Annotated in this window: 18 protein-coding genes; 13 read left to right on the plus strand and 5 right to left on the minus strand. The window is 67.8% G+C overall.

Annotated features, from left to right (window positions below):
* The first annotated feature begins 135 nt into the window (after positions 1-135).
* Positions 136-1,110 (plus strand): cysteine synthase A, encoded by a 975-nt coding sequence (cysK, locus tag B6K69_RS15295; protein WP_108644410.1) that lies wholly within the window; start codon positions 136-138, stop codon positions 1,108-1,110.
* 94 nt (positions 1,111-1,204) lie between these two features.
* On the opposite strand, the gene B6K69_RS18255 is transcribed toward cysK, so the two are convergent.
* The 3 genes from B6K69_RS18255 to B6K69_RS15305 all read right to left on the minus strand — a co-directional run bounded on the left by B6K69_RS18255 (position 1,205) and on the right by B6K69_RS15305 (position 2,531).
* On the minus strand, positions 1,205-1,363 hold the full coding sequence (locus B6K69_RS18255) for a hypothetical protein (RefSeq protein WP_164681973.1): 159 nt from the start codon (positions 1,361-1,363) through the stop codon (positions 1,205-1,207).
* Positions 1,363-1,935, minus strand: a complete 573-nt coding sequence (locus B6K69_RS15300; RefSeq protein WP_107674077.1) for an RBBP9/YdeN family alpha/beta hydrolase — start codon at positions 1,933-1,935, stop codon at positions 1,363-1,365. Before B6K69_RS15300 ends, B6K69_RS18255 begins: the two co-directional genes overlap by 1 nt.
* Positions 1,936-2,057: 122 nt before the next feature.
* Entirely contained in the window at positions 2,058-2,531 is a 474-nt protein-coding gene (locus B6K69_RS15305; protein ID WP_108644411.1) for an Lrp/AsnC family transcriptional regulator, read from the minus strand.
* Positions 2,532-2,736: 205 nt separating this feature from the next.
* Here B6K69_RS15305 and B6K69_RS15310 point away from each other — a divergent pair, with 205 nt between their 5' ends.
* From B6K69_RS15310 to B6K69_RS18025, 8 genes are all read left to right on the plus strand, one after another.
* The gene (locus B6K69_RS15310) at positions 2,737-3,189 is read left to right on the plus strand and encodes an Rrf2 family transcriptional regulator (RefSeq protein ID WP_108644412.1); all 453 of its coding nucleotides are present in this window, start codon (positions 2,737-2,739) and stop codon (positions 3,187-3,189) included.
* A 184-nt stretch (positions 3,190-3,373) separates the two neighbouring features.
* Positions 3,374-3,634: a spore germination protein gene (locus B6K69_RS15315; protein ID WP_228156755.1), complete on the plus strand. Its 261-nt coding sequence runs from the start codon at positions 3,374-3,376 to the stop codon at positions 3,632-3,634.
* A 92-nt stretch (positions 3,635-3,726) separates the two neighbouring features.
* Positions 3,727-4,839: a sulfate ABC transporter substrate-binding protein gene (locus B6K69_RS15320; RefSeq protein WP_108644962.1), complete on the plus strand. Its 1,113-nt coding sequence runs from the start codon at positions 3,727-3,729 to the stop codon at positions 4,837-4,839.
* Between the two features lie 10 nt (positions 4,840-4,849).
* Positions 4,850-5,686, plus strand: coding sequence for a sulfate ABC transporter permease subunit CysT (gene cysT / locus B6K69_RS15325; protein ID WP_107674082.1), 837 nt, complete (start codon positions 4,850-4,852; stop codon positions 5,684-5,686).
* Positions 5,679-6,566, plus strand: a complete 888-nt coding sequence (gene cysW, locus B6K69_RS15330) for a sulfate ABC transporter permease subunit CysW (RefSeq protein WP_108644413.1) — start codon at positions 5,679-5,681, stop codon at positions 6,564-6,566. Before cysT ends, cysW begins: the two co-directional genes overlap by 8 nt.
* Positions 6,567-6,576: 10 nt before the next feature.
* Positions 6,577-7,308 carry a sulfate/molybdate ABC transporter ATP-binding protein gene (locus B6K69_RS15335; RefSeq protein WP_107674084.1) on the plus strand — a complete coding sequence of 244 codons (732 nt, stop codon included), beginning with the start codon at positions 6,577-6,579 and terminating at the stop codon, positions 7,306-7,308.
* A 122-nt stretch (positions 7,309-7,430) separates the two neighbouring features.
* Positions 7,431-7,760, plus strand: a complete 330-nt coding sequence (locus B6K69_RS15340) for a hypothetical protein (RefSeq protein WP_107674085.1) — start codon at positions 7,431-7,433, stop codon at positions 7,758-7,760.
* A gap of 34 nt (positions 7,761-7,794) precedes the next feature.
* The gene (locus tag B6K69_RS18025) at positions 7,795-7,932 is read left to right on the plus strand and encodes a hypothetical protein (protein WP_164681974.1); all 138 of its coding nucleotides are present in this window, start codon (positions 7,795-7,797) and stop codon (positions 7,930-7,932) included.
* Between the two features lie 70 nt (positions 7,933-8,002).
* Here the strand turns inward: B6K69_RS18025 and B6K69_RS15345 are convergent, their stop codons facing one another.
* A complete protein-coding gene (locus B6K69_RS15345; RefSeq protein ID WP_108644414.1) occupies positions 8,003-9,727 on the minus strand; it encodes a hypothetical protein in 1,725 nt (574 codons plus the stop codon).
* Between the two features lie 153 nt (positions 9,728-9,880).
* Here B6K69_RS15345 and B6K69_RS15350 point away from each other — a divergent pair, with 153 nt between their 5' ends.
* The 4 genes from B6K69_RS15350 (at position 9,881) to ptsP (ending at position 15,425) form a co-directional block, all read left to right on the plus strand.
* The gene (locus B6K69_RS15350; protein ID WP_108644415.1) at positions 9,881-11,134 is read left to right on the plus strand and encodes an aspartate kinase; all 1,254 of its coding nucleotides are present in this window, start codon (positions 9,881-9,883) and stop codon (positions 11,132-11,134) included.
* 117 nt (positions 11,135-11,251) lie between these two features.
* Positions 11,252-11,704 (plus strand): hypothetical protein, encoded by a 453-nt coding sequence (locus B6K69_RS15355; RefSeq protein WP_108644416.1) that lies wholly within the window; start codon positions 11,252-11,254, stop codon positions 11,702-11,704.
* Positions 11,705-11,713: 9 nt separating this feature from the next.
* On the plus strand, positions 11,714-13,039 hold the full coding sequence (locus tag B6K69_RS15360; protein ID WP_108644417.1) for a flavin monoamine oxidase family protein: 1,326 nt from the start codon (positions 11,714-11,716) through the stop codon (positions 13,037-13,039).
* 142 nt (positions 13,040-13,181) lie between these two features.
* A complete protein-coding gene (gene ptsP / locus B6K69_RS15365) occupies positions 13,182-15,425 on the plus strand; it encodes a phosphoenolpyruvate--protein phosphotransferase (protein ID WP_108644963.1) in 2,244 nt (747 codons plus the stop codon).
* Between the two features lie 152 nt (positions 15,426-15,577).
* Here ptsP and B6K69_RS15370 read toward each other — a convergent pair whose 3' ends face one another.
* A complete protein-coding gene (locus B6K69_RS15370; RefSeq protein ID WP_108644418.1) occupies positions 15,578-16,348 on the minus strand; it encodes an EcsC family protein in 771 nt (256 codons plus the stop codon).
* Positions 16,349-16,398: the final 50 nt, after the last annotated feature.

Here is a 16,398-nt window from a genome sequence, read left to right on the forward strand (position 1 = left end):
GGGCGGAAAGGGGTTCCAAAATTCGGGGTCCGCAGAACAGAAGGTGCGATTTCACCTTCTCAGGGCCTGAAAACCCGTGCTGGATACGGCCAGAGGCCGGGACGGATGCCGCCCCCGGCTGCAAGGAGCAATCGGATGACACGGATCTATGATGACAACTCGCTAAGCATCGGGCGCACGCCGCTGGTGCAGTTGAACCGCCTCGGCGCCGGGACGGGCGCGCGGATTCTGGCCAAGATCGAAGGCCGCAACCCGGCCTATTCGGTGAAATGCCGGATCGGTGCCGCGATGATCTGGGATGCCGAGGAGCGGGGCCTGCTGGGGCCGGGGAAAGAGATCGTCGAGCCGACCTCGGGCAATACCGGCATCGCGCTGGCCTTCGTGGCGGCGGCGCGCGGCATCCCGATCACCCTGACCATGCCCGAGACCATGAGCCTCGAGCGGCGCAAGATCCTGCTGGCCTATGGTGCGAAACTGGTGCTGACCGAAGGCGCCAAGGGCATGAAAGGCGCCATCGCCAAGGCCGAGGAGATTGCCGCGAGCGACCCGAAATATGTGCTGCTGCAACAGTTCAAGAACCCGGCCAACCCGGCGATTCACGAACGCACCACCGGCCCGGAAATCTGGGAAGACACCGGCGGGGTGGTGGACATCCTGGTGGCGGGCGTGGGCACCGGCGGCACCATCACCGGCGTGTCGCGCCATATCAAGCAGACGCTGGGGCACAAGCTGACCTCGGTCGCGGTCGAGCCGGCGGAAAGCCCGGTGCTGACGCAAACCCGAGCGGGCGAGCCGGTCGCGCCGGGGCCGCACAAGATTCAGGGCATCGGGGCGGGGTTCGCGCCGGATGTGCTGGACCTGTCGCTGGTCGATGCCATCGAACAGGTGACCAGCGCCGAGGCCATGGCCACCGCGCTGCGGCTGGCCCGCGAAGAGGGGATTCTGGCCGGCATCTCCTGCGGGGCGGCCACGGCGGTGGCGCTGCGGCTGGCCGCGCGGCCCGAGAATGCGGGCAAGACCATCGTGGTGATCCTGCCGGATTCGGGCGAACGCTACCTGTCCTCGGCCCTGTTCGAAGGTGTGTTCGATGCCGCGGGCACCCCGGCCTGACACAGAGGCCAGACACCGGGGCCAAGACGGCGAAACGACAAAGGCCCGGAGCGTGATGCTCCGGGCCTTTGGCTTTTGCGGCGGGGCCGCGGTCTCAGGGCAGCGTGCTGGCCTGCACCGGGGCGGTCGTGCCCACAAAGGCGCTGCGCGGCAGGGTGGTCAGCGCGATGGTGGCCCCCCAGGCCAGAAAGAACAGCACAAGGCCGGCATATTCGGCGCGTCCGGGTCGGTTGCTGCGGAAAATTCGGTTCATCACAGGGCTCTTCGGGCAGGTTCGGGAAGGACGGGAAGGAAGACGGGTTCGCTGCGCTGGATCAGGTCGTCGCGCAGCGCCTTGCCTTCGGGCCAGGGACCGAAGCCCGAAGCCACGTTGATATGCCCGGCCATGCCATAGTCGACCAGGTAGGCACCCCAGCTATCGGCCAGTTGGCGGGCGCGGGAGAAGCTCATCCACGGGTCGTTGCGGCTGGCAACGATGGTGGCGGGAATGTCGAAGGGCTGTTCGGGCACCGGGCCGAAGCGACCGATGCGGTCGCTTCCCACCGGCTCGGCCGGGGCCACCAGCAGCGCGGCCCGCACCTTGAGCTGCGGCCAGCGGGCCAGGATGCGGGCGATCAGCACCGCCCCCAGCGAATGACCGACCAGCACGCTGTCGGGGTGTTGCAGGATCATGCTGGCCAGCTCGACCTCCCACACCGAGGGGAGGGGGCGGCCGGGATCGGACAGTTCGACCATCAGCGCGCGCGGGTCGGTGGCGGCCCACCAATGCTGCCAGTGCGGGGCGGGCGAACCGTCGAGGCCCGGAATGATCAGCGTCTTGGTCATGGCGGTCTCCTTTCGGGGCGACTCGGGTCCATGGAGTAAATCTAGCAAGTTAATCGTGATTATGGAGTCCAAAGATCGGGCCGGAAAGGGAAGGATGTTCTCGCGCGGCAGCATATCGTGGATCAGCGGTTGCGCGTGTCCACCGGATAGGCGGTGGTGAACTTCATCCGCTCCATCGCGAAATGCGAGGTGACATTCTTGATCGGCACCGCATCGGTCAGGCGTTTGTAAAGCATGTCGAAGGCCGCCATGTCGGGCACGGCGACGCGCAGCAGATAGTCCATCTCGCCGGCCATGCGATAGACTTCCATCACCGAAGGCAGGGCGGCAACCGCCTTGGCAAAGGTCTCGCGCCATTCGGCGGAATGATCGGGCGCCTCGATCCCCATGAAGACGGTCAGCCCGAAACCAAGCCGGGCCGGATCGGCCAGGGCGACGCGGCCCGTCAGCACGCCGGCGGCTTCCAGTTTCTGGATGCGCTTCCAGCACGGGGTCTGCGACAGGCCCACCTTGTCGGCGATCTGGGCCACGGGAAGGGTGGCATCGCGCATGAGTTCGGCCACGATCTTGCGGTCGATCAGGTCAAGGTCGGTCATCCTGCATCTCCTGTCTTCGGTCCCTTGGCGGGGGTTGCGTCAGCATGGCAGGAATATTCTTATTGTCTATAGTCTTTATCGTGTATAATTTTCCATTGGAAACAGAAGGGATACAATCTCTTCTGTTGCAGGGCAGGGGGCGCGTCGGCGGGATGACGTGATTCTCGACATTGATTCCCGTGTTTGCGCGCCTTAGGTACGGTCCATGATCACGCAGAAGATGAAATATGCGCTGAAAGCCTTGCTGGCCCTGGCCGACGAGGCCGCCCGCGAGGCGCCAGAACCGCTGACGATCGAAGAGATTGCGCGGCGGTCCGGCACGCCCAAGCGGTTTCTGGAACATATCCTTCTGGAAGTGCGCAATGCCGGCGTGATCGCCTCGATCCGGGGGCGGTCGGGCGGCTACAGCCTGATCAAGAAGCCGTCCGAGGTGTCGATCTCGGATCTGCTGCGGCGGATCGACGGGCCGATCGCGCCGTTGCCCTGCCTGTCACGGTCAGCCTACCAACGCTGCGAGGACTGCACGGATGAGGCAAGCTGCCGTATCCGAAAGGTCTTTGCCGAAGTGTTCTGGTCCTACCTGCTGATCATCGACTCGCTGACCCTGGCCGACATGCTGCGCTCGGGCCAGACGGCGGCGCAGGTTCTGGGCGAATAACGCCCTGATTTTCTGAACATTCCCCCTGCAACCCTGCCGCGTGCCCCGCCGCGGCCGGTAGAATTTTCTTCTTAAATCACGACACATTTTGACGTGAATATTCCTTTGCAATACTCGACCGATCATGTCGTTATTAATTCATCGACGGGGCCTGATGCCCCGCCTTGAGCCCAAGGAGATGACGATGACCGCCGCCGCACCGCACCGCACCTTCCGCCTGGCCAGCACCGCCGCCGCGATGCCCATGCCTGCCGCCGACCTGCGCGTGACCTGCGCGGTACGCCTGATCGACCGGCGCACCGGCCGGTCGCTGCGGCTGAACGGCAGCCCGCTGGTGCTGTTCACCCGCCGGCCCGACGAGGCGGTCGCCGAATTGCTGGAAGGCCGCGACCCCGCGGTCTGGGAGGCCCGGATCGAACCGCTGGGCCGGGAGGTGCGTCGATGACCGCGCATCCTTTCCCGCTGATTTCGCTGCCGGACCTTGTGTCCGCGATCTTTCCCTTCTCTCGCCGCCGGCAAGACCCACAGGAGTTTCCAATGTTTGCAACCATCAAGATTGCCGGTGACGTGACGGCGCAGGGCGAACGGATCGCCGACCATGACGATGGCCGCGTGACCATTGCCGACGGTTCGCGCCGTCTGACTGGCTGGCCGGTGACGCGCGGCCTGAAGGGGGCGCTGTCGGCGCTGGCGCTGGCGCTGATCGGGTTCGGCAGCGCGCCGGCCCAGGCCGAAAGCCTGCTGAACGTCAGCTATGACCCGACGCGCGAACTTTATCGCGATTTCAACGAGGTGTTCGCGGAATGGTGGGTGGCGCAGGGCAATGAAGCCCCCGCGCTTGAAACCTCGCATGGCGGGTCGGGGGCGCAGGCGCGCGCCGTGATCGACGGGCTTGAGGCGCAGGTGGTCACGCTGGCGCTGGCGTCCGACATCGACAAGATCGCGGCGGCGGGCAAGCTGCCCGAGGACTGGCAGTCGAAACTGCCGCACAATTCATCGCCCTATACCTCGACCATCGTGTTCCTGGTGCGCGAGGGCAATCCGAAGGGCCTGAAGGACTGGGGCGATCTGATCAACGACGGGGTCGAGGTGATCACGCCCAACCCCAAGACCAGCGGCGGCGCGCGCTGGAACTATCTGGCCGCCTGGGCCTGGGCCGAGAAGAACGGCAAGGACCCCAAGGAATTCCTGGGCGCGCTGTTCAAGCATGTGCCGGTGCTGGATACCGGGGCGCGCGGGTCGACCACGACCTTTGCGCAGCGCGGCATCGGCGACGTGCTGCTGGCCTGGGAGAACGAGGCCTATCTGGCGCTGGCCGAGCTGGGCGATGACCAGTTCGACATCGTGGTGCCGTCGGTTTCGGTGCTGGCCGAACCGCCGGTCGCGCTGGTCGAGGGCAACATCAAGAGCGACGGTCAGCGCAAGCTGGCGGAAGCCTACCTGAACTTCCTTTACAGCCCCGAAGGGCAGGCGCTGGCCTACAAGCACTTCTACCGGGCCTGGGATGCCTCGAAGGCGAACCCCGAGGACGTGGCCCGCTTTCCCAAGCTGGATCTGGTGACCATCGACGACCTGGGCGGCTGGAAGAAGGTGCAGCCCGAACATTTCGGCGACGGCGGGATCTTCGATCAGATCTATGTGGCAAAGTAAGGTGAACCGGATGGGCAGGCCCCTTCTGCAACGGTCCCCCATGCCCGGCCTTGGGCTGAGCATGGGGATCACCCTGACCATGCTGTCCATCGTTGTTCTTCTGCCGATCGGCGCCCTGCTTTTGCGGGGCGCCAGTTTCGGTCTGGGGAACATGTGGGAAGTCGTCAATCGTCCGCGGGTGTGGTCCGCGCTGTTCCTGTCGTTCCGCCTGTCGCTGTTGGCGGCGGTGTTCAATCTGGTGTTCGGTGTGCTCTTGGCCTGGGTTCTGGTGCGCTACCGCTTTCCGGGGCGGCGCATTCTGGATGCGGCGGTGGACCTGCCCTTCGCCCTGCCCACCGCGGTGGCGGGCATCGCGCTGACCGCGCTTTACGCCCCGAACGGCGCCTTCGGATCGCTGGCGCGCGAAGTCGGCGTGAAGATCGCCTATACGCAATGGGGCATCCTGATCGCGCTGATCTTCGTGGGCCTGCCCTTCGTGGCCCGCACCGTGCAGCCGGTGATCGAGGAAATCGAGCGCGAGGTCGAGGAGGCCAGCGCCACGCTGGGCGCCTCGCGGTTTTACACGCTGCGCCATGTCATCCTGCCGATGCTGGCGCCCGCCGCGCTGACCGGCTTTGCGCTGGCGCTGGCGCGGGCGGTGGGGGAATACGGCAGCGTGATCTTCATCGCCGGCAACATCCCCCTGCTGACCGAGATCGCCCCGCTGCTGATCGTCATCCAGTTGGAAGAGTTCAACTATGACGGCGCCGCGGCCATCGGCATTGCCATGCTGCTGATCAGCTTCGCCATGCTGCTGGCCATCAACCTGATCCAGATCTGGAGCCGGCGGAGGATCGGACATGTTTGATGCGGGTGTGAAACTTCCCGTTCCCGCCAAGGCGCCCCGGTTCCGCCCGGCCACGCAGGAAAGCCCGGCGGTGCGCTGGCTGCTGATCGGCATCGCCGTGCTGGGGCTGGCCGTGCTGGTGGTGGCCCCGCTGGCCGCCGTCTTCACCGAGGCGCTGGCCAAGGGCTGGGCCGCTGCGGTGACATCGCTGACCCACAAGGACGCGCGCGACGCGATCCGGCTGACGCTGCTGATCACGGCCATCGCCGTGCCGCTGAACGCGGTCTTCGGCATTGCGGCGGCCTGGTTCATCACCAAGTTCGATTTCCGCGGCAAGGCCTTCCTGATCACCCTGATCGACCTGCCGTTCTCGGTTTCGCCGGTGGTGGCGGGGCTGTGCCTTGTGCTGCTGTTCGGGGCCAATACGGCGCTGGGCGGCTGGCTGGTGGCGCAGGGCTACCCCATCATCTTTGCCCTGCCGGGCATCGCGCTGGCCACCATGTTCGTCACCTTTCCCTTCGTCGCGCGCGAACTGATCCCGGTGATGATCGAACAGGGCCGCGCCGAGGAAGAGGCGGCGCTGACGCTGGGCGCCAGCGGCTGGCGCACCTTCTGGACGGTGACGCTGCCGAACATCCGCTGGGCGCTGCTCTATGGCGTCCTGCTGTGCAACGCCCGTGCCATGGGCGAATTCGGCGCCGTCGCCGTGGTGTCGGGCAAGATCCGCGGCCAGACCGCGACCATGCCGATCACCATCGAGATGATGTACAACGAATATCTTTCGGTGGCGGCCTTCTCGCTGGCGGCGGTGCTGACGGCGCTGGCGCTGGTGACGCTGCTGCTGAAGACCGCGCTGGAAATCCGCCATGCAGATGCGCTTGCCGCCACCCACCGTCATTAAGAGGTATCCGATGCAGATCGAGATTGACGAGATTTCCAAGCAGTTCGGCATGACCGCGGCGCTGCACCCGGTCTCGCTGACCATTCCCTCCGGGGCGCTGGTGGCGCTCCTGGGGCCGTCCGGGTCGGGCAAGACCACGCTGCTGCGCATCCTGGGCGGGCTGGAATTTCCCACCTCGGGGCGGGTGCTGTTCGACGGGCAGGATGCCACCGGGCTGACGGTGCAGGAACGCCGGGCGGGCTTCGTGTTCCAGTCCTACGCGCTGTTCCGGCACATGACGGTGTTCGAGAACATCGCCTATGGCCTGAAGGCGCGGCCCCGCGCGACACGCCCGCCCAAGGCGGAAATCGCGCGGCGGGTGGGTAAGCTGCTGGACCTGATCCAGTTGCCCGAGATCGGCGCGCGCTATCCGACGCAACTGTCGGGCGGCCAGCGGCAGCGGGTGGCGCTGGCCCGCGCGCTGGCGATCGAACCCCGGATGCTGCTGCTGGACGAACCCTTCGGCGCGCTGGATGCCAAGGTCCGCAAGGAACTGCGGCAGGGCCTGCGCGACATTCACGATGAAACCGGGCTGACCACGGTGTTCGTGACGCATGACCAGGATGAGGCGATGGAACTGGCCGATCTGGTGGTGGTGATGTCGGGGTCCAGCACGGGCGGCCGGATCGAGCAGATCGGCAAGCCGGCCGACATCCGCGCCCGGCCCGCCAGCGCCTTCGTGCGCGACTTCATCAGCGCCTGACCTTCCACCCGCGCGCAGGCCGGTTTCCGGCGCGCGGGTTCTGCCGCGGGACGGCACTGTTACGGATTGCGAAGGGCGAAAGGGCGTGCTTGACTGACCGCAGTTCAGGAACGAGTGCGCCCATGAAAACCTTTCTCAAGCTGTTTCCCCTTGTCGTTGTCGCCGCGCTTGCCGCGATCTGGTTCACCGTCGGGCCAAGCGTGCTGTATGGCGGGCCGAAGAAATCCGACATCATTGCCGTGACCCGCACGGTCATGGCCGCCACCGCCCCCGATGCCGCCCTGGCCGAGGCCGCAAAGGCGGCGACGGTCACGCCCGGCGGCCTGTGCAGCAAGAACAACGACGGCAGCTTTGCCTGCATGGTGGACGTGCAGATCGCCGGCGCGCCCGTCCAAAGCCTTGTCGCGGTGCTGAAGAAGGGCGCCGATGGTGTCTGGACAGCGGCTGACTAAGGCGGCCCTCTGTCTTGCCGGCGGGGCGGTGCTGATGATCGCCGGCTATGTGCTGGGGGCGCTGGTCCCGCCTTGGCACGGCGCACAATGCCATGCCCTGGGCGGCGCCCTCGAAATCGTGCCCGGCCCCGGCAAACCCACCGCCTGCGTCATCCCCTGGGACAGGCACTGACCGGCCACCGCAATCTGCCAGGCCGCCCCCGCCCTGTGGGCGCCCGGCGGCCCGCCGGCCGCGCGGCCCCTCAACCTCCCGGCGGGGTGCGCTGGATGATGCCGGTGGCGGCGGCGGCGGCCAGGGCTGTGACCAGCCAGCCAAGGTAGATCAGCGGCCAGCGCGCCCACCAAAGGGTGAAGCCCCAAAAGCCACGGTCTTTCGACGGTGACCATGCGGCGGTCTGGCCGATGTCCACCACGGGCACCACCGCATCAACCCCCCAGGCTATGGGGTTGAAACTTTCCCAGTCCAGCCCCGCGCCTTCGGTGCCGTTCCACACGGCGGCGGGGTTGGCGATGCAGCCGGGGGCGGGGCGGGGGATGCAGTCCTGCGCCATGATCTGCTGCCAGCTTTCGGAACTGACGATCAGGTCATTGTTCGGCGCCATCGAGCCTTCGGTCCAGGCTGCGGCGGCCAGGGTGGCGGCCAGCACAGCCAGACCCGCGATCCACAGCAGGGCGCGAAACGGCGCATAGCCATAGCCGACCACCGCCCGCGCGGCGCTGTCCCACAGCCAGTCGAACCCGGCCAGCAGGTCGCCGCTGCCACCGCGCAGCCGCGCGGCCTTGCGGCGGGCAATGCCCTTGAGCCGGGCCTGTTCCTCCATGATGGCGCGGGCCTCGGCCTCATGCCCCATGCGGTGCAGCACGCTTGCGCATTGGCCATAGGGCTGCGGCAGGAAGCGGCCGTCCTTGGTGGCGGCGCAGGCCAGCCATTTCAGCCGGCTGTCGGCATCGGTGGGCGCGTCGCGGGTGATGCGGTCATAGGTGAAGCCGTCCAGATAGGTGCGGCCATCCCCGGGCCAGGAGGCAAGGTCATCGACCAGATCGCCGACCCGGGCCGAAGGCAGGTGCAGGGTGCCCGCCTCGACGGTGACATTCTGCCAGAAGAACTCGGCCTCGACCTGCATCCGCTGGGCCGAAAGCGCGGGTCCGGCGGGGTTGGCCAGCCGGGCGCCGCCGAAATCAAGCTGGCCGCCGATGCGGGCGCCGGACAGGCGCAGCTCGCCCTGGGTCTGGAACGGCAGGTCGCCTTGCGCGCGCAGGATCACATCGCCATCCACATGCGCGGCCTGCAGCGTCAGGGCAATGCCGCCGGGGTTGGCCAGCCGCGCCCCGTCGCAGGCCAGTTGGCCGCCGATCTCGGCCCCCGACAGCGAAACCTCGCCCTTCGAGACGAAGGCGGTGCCCGCGGTGGCCCGCAGATAGACCGAGGCTCCGATGCGCGCGCCCTGCGCCGTCAGCCCGGCGATCTGCGCGCCATGCAGCGCCAGTTGGCCGCCGATCCCGGCATTGGCAAAGGACAGCCGGCCGGTGGCAATGATGCCCAGCAGGAAGGCCGATCCGGCGATCTCGGCCCCTTCGGCGTTGAGACCGGGCATCCGGCTGCCCGACAGCACAAGCTGGGCAAAGCGGGTGCGGCGGGCGGCGATGGTCTCGGTAAAGGCGCAAAGCCGCAGGTCGGTTTCGCCGCGCGTATCGCAGAAGGACAGGACCAGCGGCCCCTCGATCACCGCGCCGATCAGGCGGATGCCCTGCGGCGCGACAGGGGCAAGCTCTGATCCGCCGCACAGCAGATGCGCCAGCAGGCCCGCACGGATGCGGGGCGCGGCGGGATCGGCCGGGTCGGGGCAGGCGGTGCCAAGCTGGCACAGCGTGCCGGCGGCGGCATGGGCCAGCAAGGCGCGTTCGGCCTGCGACGGGCCGTCGGCAAGGCAGGCGGCAATGTCAAAGGGCGCAGGCGCGGCGGTCATGGTGGCCGCGACTATGGCAATGGCGGGGGGCGGCGCGCAAGGGCGCTGTGAGGGGTGCGAATTCCGTGTCAGGGCGTGTGGCTGCCCTTGCGTGCAGGGGCAGGGGGGGCTAGGAAGCCCGCGGTTTCCGAAACGGGCCTTGGGAGGGTTTCCATGCCGCTTCTGGTAATGAAATTCGGCGGCACTTCTGTGGCCGACCTTGCGCGCATCGAGAATGCGGCAAAGAAGGTGCAGGCCGAGGTCGAGCGCGGCTATGACGTGATCGTCATCGTCAGCGCGATGTCGGGCAAGACCAATGAACTGGTGGGCTGGGTCGAGCAGACCTCGAAACTGTATGACGCGCGCGAATACGATGCCGTCGTCGCCAGCGGCGAAAACGTGACGGCCGGCCTCATGGCGCTGCGGTTGCAGGAAATGGGCGTGCCGGCGCGAAGCTGGCAGGGCTGGCAGGTGCCGATCAACACCACCAGCGCCCATGGCAGCGCCCGCTTCATCAGCATCCCGCGTGACAACATCGACGCCAAGTTCGCCGAAGGCTTCAAGGTGGCCGTGGTCGCCGGGTTCCAGGGTCTGTCGGCCGAAGGCCGCATCACCACGCTGGGCCGCGGCGGCAGCGACACCACGGCAGTGGCCTTCGCCGCCGCCTTCAGCGCGGAACGCTGCGACATCTATACCGACGTGGACGGCGTCTATACGACCGATCCCCGCGTCAGCCCCAAGGCGCGCAAGCTGGACAAGATCGCGTTTGAGGAAATGCTGGAACTGGCCAGCCTTGGCGCCAAGGTGCTGCAGACCCGCAGCGTGGAACTGGCGATGCGCTACAAGGTGCGGCTGCGCGTGCTGTCTTCCTTCGATGACAGCGAAAACAACGGAACCCTGGTCTGCGACGAGGAGGAAATCATGGAATCGAAAGTTGTGTCGGGCGTGGCCTTCAGCCGTGACGAAGCCAAGATGACCCTTGTCAGCGTCGAAGACCGGCCCGGTGTAGCCAGCGCCATCTTCGGCCCCCTGGCCGAAGCCGGTGTCAACGTGGACATGATCGTCCAGAACATCAGCGAAAAGAACTATGGCACCCATACCGGGGCGGTCACCGACATGACCTTCTCGGTGCCGGTGAACCAGGTGGCCCGCGCCCAGAAGGCGATGAAGGATGCGCTGGACGCGGGGATCGTAAAGTATGACGAACTGCTGACCGACACCGATGTCGCCAAGGTCTCGGTCGTGGGCATCGGAATGCGCAGCCAGGTGGGCGTTGCGGCCAAGATGTTCGCGGCCCTTGCGGCGGAAAACGTGAACATCAAGGTCATCGCCACCAGCGAGATCAAGATTTCCGTCCTGATTGACCGCAAGTACATGGAACTGGCGGTGCAGGCGCTGCACGACGCGTTCGAGCTGGAAAAGGCCTGAAACAGCCACAGTCTGCCGCTGCGACGCTGTTGACATGCGCCCCGGCGGCAGGCGATCACCTCAGGGTAAGCGGCGCCCCGGTTGGGACGGGCGCGTCGCAGGGTAGGGGGTGATTGCATGGGTGGTCTTGCAAGACATGCCGCGGCGCTGGGGGCGCTGCCGGCGGTGATCACGGCGCTGGCCGCCGTGCTGGCGCTGATCGTCATCCCGTGGCAACTGGCGGCGACAGACCGCATCCAGCGCGGCCAGACCGCGCGTGAGATCTATCGCGAATTCCTGGCGCTGACCGTGAACAAGCCCGAACTGGCCGTGGCCGACTGGTGCGCCATCCGCGACACCCGCGATGGCGCGGCCTATGAGGCCTATGTCGATTTCCTGCTCTATACCGCCGAACAGGCGCTGGACACCGGCCCGGATTGGGAAGCCCCGATGCGCGAACATCTGGCCGATCACCTGCCGTTCCTGTGCAGCCGGCCGGACCTGACGCAGTTTTCTGATCCGCTTGCCGCGCTGCTGACCGGCCTGCGCAAAGGCTGCAAGGCGGTGCCCACCTGCCCGGACCCCTTGTAAGAGGCCGCCATGATCCGCCGCAGAGCTGTTCTTGCCACCGCCCTGGCCGCCCCGCTGATCGCCCGAACCGCGCGGGCCGACGCGGCCCCGGTGGTGGTGATCGGGGCGGGTCTGGCCGGGCTTTCGGCGGCGCAGGCGCTGCGGGCGCGGGGCATCGCGACGGTGGTGCTGGAAGCGCGCGACCGCATCGGCGGGCGCATCCACACCTCGCGCCTCTGGCCCGACCTGCCGATGGACCTGGGCGCAAGCTGGATTCACGGAACCGAAGGCAACCCGCTGACAGACCTGGCCCGCATGGCGGGGGCGAAGCTGCTGCCCACCAGCTATGACGCGGCGCTGACCCTGGGGCCGGACGGCGCGGAGGAAGAGATCGACCTCGGGCAGGCCGAGCGATTGCTGACCCGGGCCTTGCGCGGGGCCGAGGCGGCAGAGACGGATCGTTCGGTCTGGCAGGCGGTGACCGAAAGCGCCGATTGGGCCAGCGCCCCCGCCGGGGAACGCCGGCTGGTGCAGCATCTGGTCAATTCCACGCTGGAACAGGAATACGGCGGCAGCGCGCAGCGCCTGTCGGCCTGGCATGGCCAGGACGGGGCCGAGTTTGACGGCGAGGACGCGCTGTTCCCGCAGGGCTATGACCAGATCACCGCCCATCTGGCGCGGGGGCTGGACATCCGGCTGTCGCATCCGGTGGCGGCCGTCGCGCCGGGCCGGGTGACGCTGGCCGACGGACGCGAGATCGCGGCGGGGCGCATCATCGTGTCGGTGCCGCTGGGCCTGCTGCGGTCAGGGCGCCTTACCTTTGGCGAATCGCTGGACAGCGCGCGGCAGGCGGCGATCGACCGGCTGGAAATGGGCCTTCTGAACAAGGCATGGCTGCGCTTCGACCGGATCGCCTGGCCCGACGATGTGGACTGGATCGAATGGCTGGGGCCGCAGCCGGGGTTCTGGGCCGAATGGGTTTCGCTGGCGCGCGGGCTGGGGCAGCCCGTCCTGCTGGGCTTCAACGCCGCCGATGCCGCGCAAGAGGTGGAGCGGCTGGACGACCGGGCCACCGCCGCCGCCGCGCATGATGCCTTGCGCGCCATGTTCGGCAGCGCCTTTCCGCAGCCGGTTGCGGCGCAGGTCACCCGCTGGTCGCGCGACCCCTGGACACTGGGCAGCTACAGCTTCAACGCGGTTGGCGTTGAGCCGGGCCAGCGGCAGGCGCTGGCGGGCCCCGACTGGGACGGTGCCCTGTGGTTCTGTGGCGAGGCCTGTGAAGAGCGCTACTTCGGCACGGCCCATGGCGCGGTGCTTAGCGGCCGCGCCGTTGCCGCCGCATTGGCCGCGCCCTGAGACGGTTCGCGCAGCGCCCCCAAGGGCGCGCGTCTGCCTGCAACGCAGGCAGTGTGCCGGCGGAAGGGCCCCTGCGGCGGCGGTGCCCTCTCGCCAAGGGGGCACGGCTTTTCTATAGAGAAGGCAAGGGGGACCCATGCCGATGCCCGAACGCACAGAAAGCGAGAGCCGCAAATTGCTGCGCCGTCTGCGGGACGTGCTGGCGGTTCCGGGCAAGGGCCAGGACAGGCTGGACAGCATCACCCACCTGATCGCCGATTCGATGGGCACCGAGGTTTGCTCGATCTACCTGTTCCGCGATCCTGAAACGCTGGAACTTTGCGCCACCGAAGGGCTGAAGAAGGAAGCCGTCCACCAGACCCGGATGAAGCTGGGCGAGGGGCTTGTCGGCCGCGTGGCGCGCAGCGGGGTTCCGGTGAACACGGCCGATGCGCCGGGAGAAAAGGGTTTCCGCTACATGCCCGAGACGGGCGAGGAAATCTTCTCCAGCTTCCTGGGGGTGCCGATCCAGCGCGTTGGCGAAAAGCTGGGCGTTCTGGTCGTGCAGTCGAAAGAGGCGCGCGGCTTCTCGGAAGACGAGGTCTATGCCGTCGAGGTCGTGGCCATGGTGCTGGCCGAGATGACGGAACTGGGGGCCTTCATCGGCGATGACGGTGCGATGAAGGCGCTGCACCGCCAGCCGGTGATGTTCCGCGGCACCCAAGGCCAGGAAGGCGCCGCCGAAGGCCGGGTCTGGCTGCATGAGCCGCGGGTGGTGGTGACCAACCCGGTGGCCGACGATCCGCTGACCGAGATCGACCGCATCCGCGCCGCCGTGGGCGAATTGCGGGTGTCGATCGACGATCTGCTGGGCGCCGAGGAACTGGACAAGGACCAGAAGCAGGTTCTGGAAGCCTATCGCATGTTCGCCCATTCGCGCGGCTGGCTGCGCCGGATGGAGGAAGACATCATGCGCGGCCTGTCGGCCGAGGCGGCGGTGGAAAAGGAACAGTCGGCGGCCCGGACACGGATGGAACAGGTAGCCGACGCATATCTGCGCGAACGGCTGCACGATCTGGACGACCTGTCGAACCGGCTGCTGCGCATCCTGACCGGGCAGGGCAAGGACACCGGCGCCGAGATGCCGGAAAACCCGGTCCTTGTCGCGCGCAACATCGGCCCGGCAGAGCTGCTGGAATACGGTCGCAAGCTGCGTGGCGTGGTGCTGCAGGAAGGCAGCGTCGGCAGCCATGCCGCCATCGTCGCCCGCGCGCTGGCGATTCCGCTGGTCATCCATGCCGACCGCATCACCGCCGAGGCGCTGAACGGCGACCAGATCCTGGTGGATGGCGATCAGGGCATCGTCCACCTGCGCCCCGAGGAAACCGTTGCCCGCGCCTTTCGCGACAAGATCGCCATGCAGGCCGAGGCACAGAAACGCTATGCCAGTCTGCGCGGCCTGCCCGCCGAAGACACCGCCGGCACCTGCATCCGGCTGGACATGAACGCCGGGCTGATGGCCGATCTGCCCAGCCTTGAAAGCTCGGGCGCGGCGGGGGTGGGGCTGTTCCGCACCGAGTTGCAGTTCCTGATCCGCAACAAGATGCCCAAGCGGGCCGAGCTGGCCTCGCTCTACACGCGGGTGATGGATGCCGCACAGGGCCAGCGCGTGGTGTTCCGCACCCTCGACATCGGGTCGGACAAGGTGCTGACCTACATGAAGCCGAATGACGAGCCGAACCCCGCGATGGGCTGGCGCGCAATCCGGGTGGGCCTGGACAAGCCGGGCGTGCTGCGGATGCAGGTGCAGGCGCTGATCCGCGCGGCGGCGGGGCGGCCGCTGTCGATCATGTTCCCCTTCGTGGCCGAACATGCCGAATTCGCCGAGGCCCGCAGCCATGTGCTGCGCGAATTGCACCGCGAACGGTCGCTGGGCCATGTCGCGCCCGAACGGCTGGAAATCGGCGCGATGTGCGAGACGCCCTCGCTGGCCTTCGCCCCGCGGGCGTTTTTCGAACTGGCTGATTTCATCTCGGTCGGGGGCAATGACCTCAAGCAGTTCTTCTTTGCCGCCGACCGCGAGAATGAACGGGTGCGACGGCGCTATGACACGCTGAACCTGAGCTTCCTGGGCTTCCTGGAAGGCATCGTCGCCCGGGCGGCCGAAACGGGAACGCCGCTGTCCTTCTGCGGGGAAGATGCCGGGCGCCCGGTGGAAGCGGTGGCGCTGGCGGCGCTGGGCTTCCGCACGCTGTCAATGCGGCCGGCCTCGATCGGGCCGGTCAAGGCGCTGATCCGGCGGGTGAACCTGGCCGAGGCGAAGGCGGTGATCGACACCGCCCGCGCCAACGGGGCCGAAACCGCAAGGCCCGCCCTGCTGGACTGGCTGGCGCGGCAGACCGGCTGATCCGGGGGCGGAGGCCGGGCAAGCGGGGGCGCCGCCCCCGCACCCCCGGGGTATTTGGACCGAGTTGAAGGGGCAAAGACCGGCTTTGCTTTCATCTGTCTTGAAATATCCCCGCCGGAGGCAAAGCCCCAGGCCGCTTGCGGTCGCGCCGTCTAGTTCCGGGTGATGCGGGGCGCGGCGGTGGCCTTCTCGAAGGCCGTCAGCACCGGCTCTGCGCCATGCTGTTCGGCCAGCCGCAGCAGGGCAAAGCGGATGGCGGCGGTTTCGCGGTAATAGCTGAGGAACGCCGCATTCAGCGCGGCGCCCGAGATTGCCCCCAGCACCGGCACCGCTTGCGCGGCCAGCTTCTGCCCCAGTGCGGCGGCCAGTTTCGGGGCGACGGTGGCGATCAGCTTTTGCAGCGCGGGGCCGGTCAGCGTCAGCCGGGCGGACAGGAAACTTGTGTCGATCCCGTCGTCGGCGGCCACAGGGCTGCCGGACCCGAAGCTGCGCAGCGCCTCGGCCTTGATCCAGGGATCGTCGGGGTCATAGCCGGCGGCCACCGCCTCGCGCCGGATGGCATGAAGGATGACGGTGATGGTCAGAGGCAGTTCGGCCAGCGCCGTGGCGATGCCGCCCGCGCCGCCCGCCGCGCCGGTGACCATGGCCGCGGCCAGCGTGGCGCGGCCCTTGGGGTCGGGCAGGCGGCTGCCGCCCGCCGACAGGCCGTAAGAGGTTTCCAGCGCGCGGGCGGTGATCTCCTCGATCCGGGCGCGCAGGGCGGCGGGCCGCAGGGCGAACTGCCCTTCGACCGCGCCGCCAAAGCGGTTGACCAGCGCCATCACCGGCCCGTTCGCGCGTTTCCAGCGCCGGGCGAGATCGGCGATCTCGGTCTCGGGGTCGGGGGGCAGCAAAACCGGCAGGGCGGGCAGGGTCTGGTCCATGCGCAAGCATATGGGGGTGCCGCGCGCCCGCGCAAGACGGCGGCGCAAGG

This window comes from Pseudogemmobacter blasticus (genome assembly GCF_003071405.1).
In the GTDB taxonomy this organism is placed as follows: Bacteria; Pseudomonadota; Alphaproteobacteria; order Rhodobacterales; family Rhodobacteraceae; genus Pseudogemmobacter; species Pseudogemmobacter blasticus.

Excerpts from the sequence above, each read along its gene's own strand:
- B6K69_RS15335 (WP_107674084.1), top strand. The coding sequence starts at position 6,577 with ATGCAGATCGAGATTGACGAGATTTCCAAGCAGTTCGGCATGACCGCG.
- B6K69_RS15370 (WP_108644418.1), bottom strand. The coding sequence starts at position 16,348 with ATGGACCAGACCCTGCCCGCCCTGCCGGTTTTGCTGCCCCCCGACCCC.
- B6K69_RS15340 (WP_107674085.1), top strand. The coding sequence starts at position 7,431 with ATGAAAACCTTTCTCAAGCTGTTTCCCCTTGTCGTTGTCGCCGCGCTT.
- cysK (WP_108644410.1), top strand. The coding sequence starts at position 136 with ATGACACGGATCTATGATGACAACTCGCTAAGCATCGGGCGCACGCCG.
- B6K69_RS18255 (WP_164681973.1), bottom strand. The coding sequence starts at position 1,363 with ATGAACCGAATTTTCCGCAGCAACCGACCCGGACGCGCCGAATATGCC.
- B6K69_RS15355 (WP_108644416.1), top strand. The coding sequence starts at position 11,252 with ATGGGTGGTCTTGCAAGACATGCCGCGGCGCTGGGGGCGCTGCCGGCG.
- B6K69_RS15300 (WP_107674077.1), bottom strand. The coding sequence starts at position 1,935 with ATGACCAAGACGCTGATCATTCCGGGCCTCGACGGTTCGCCCGCCCCG.
- B6K69_RS15360 (WP_108644417.1), top strand. The coding sequence starts at position 11,714 with ATGATCCGCCGCAGAGCTGTTCTTGCCACCGCCCTGGCCGCCCCGCTG.
- cysW (WP_108644413.1), top strand. The coding sequence starts at position 5,679 with ATGTTTGATGCGGGTGTGAAACTTCCCGTTCCCGCCAAGGCGCCCCGG.
- cysT (WP_107674082.1), top strand. The coding sequence starts at position 4,850 with ATGGGCAGGCCCCTTCTGCAACGGTCCCCCATGCCCGGCCTTGGGCTG.
- B6K69_RS18025 (WP_164681974.1), top strand. The coding sequence starts at position 7,795 with ATGATCGCCGGCTATGTGCTGGGGGCGCTGGTCCCGCCTTGGCACGGC.
- B6K69_RS15310 (WP_108644412.1), top strand. The coding sequence starts at position 2,737 with ATGATCACGCAGAAGATGAAATATGCGCTGAAAGCCTTGCTGGCCCTG.
- B6K69_RS15315 (WP_228156755.1), top strand. The coding sequence starts at position 3,374 with ATGACCGCCGCCGCACCGCACCGCACCTTCCGCCTGGCCAGCACCGCC.
- B6K69_RS15345 (WP_108644414.1), bottom strand. The coding sequence starts at position 9,727 with ATGACCGCCGCGCCTGCGCCCTTTGACATTGCCGCCTGCCTTGCCGAC.
- B6K69_RS15305 (WP_108644411.1), bottom strand. The coding sequence starts at position 2,531 with ATGACCGACCTTGACCTGATCGACCGCAAGATCGTGGCCGAACTCATG.
- ptsP (WP_108644963.1), top strand. The coding sequence starts at position 13,182 with ATGCCCGAACGCACAGAAAGCGAGAGCCGCAAATTGCTGCGCCGTCTG.
- B6K69_RS15350 (WP_108644415.1), top strand. The coding sequence starts at position 9,881 with ATGCCGCTTCTGGTAATGAAATTCGGCGGCACTTCTGTGGCCGACCTT.
- B6K69_RS15320 (WP_108644962.1), top strand. The coding sequence starts at position 3,727 with ATGTTTGCAACCATCAAGATTGCCGGTGACGTGACGGCGCAGGGCGAA.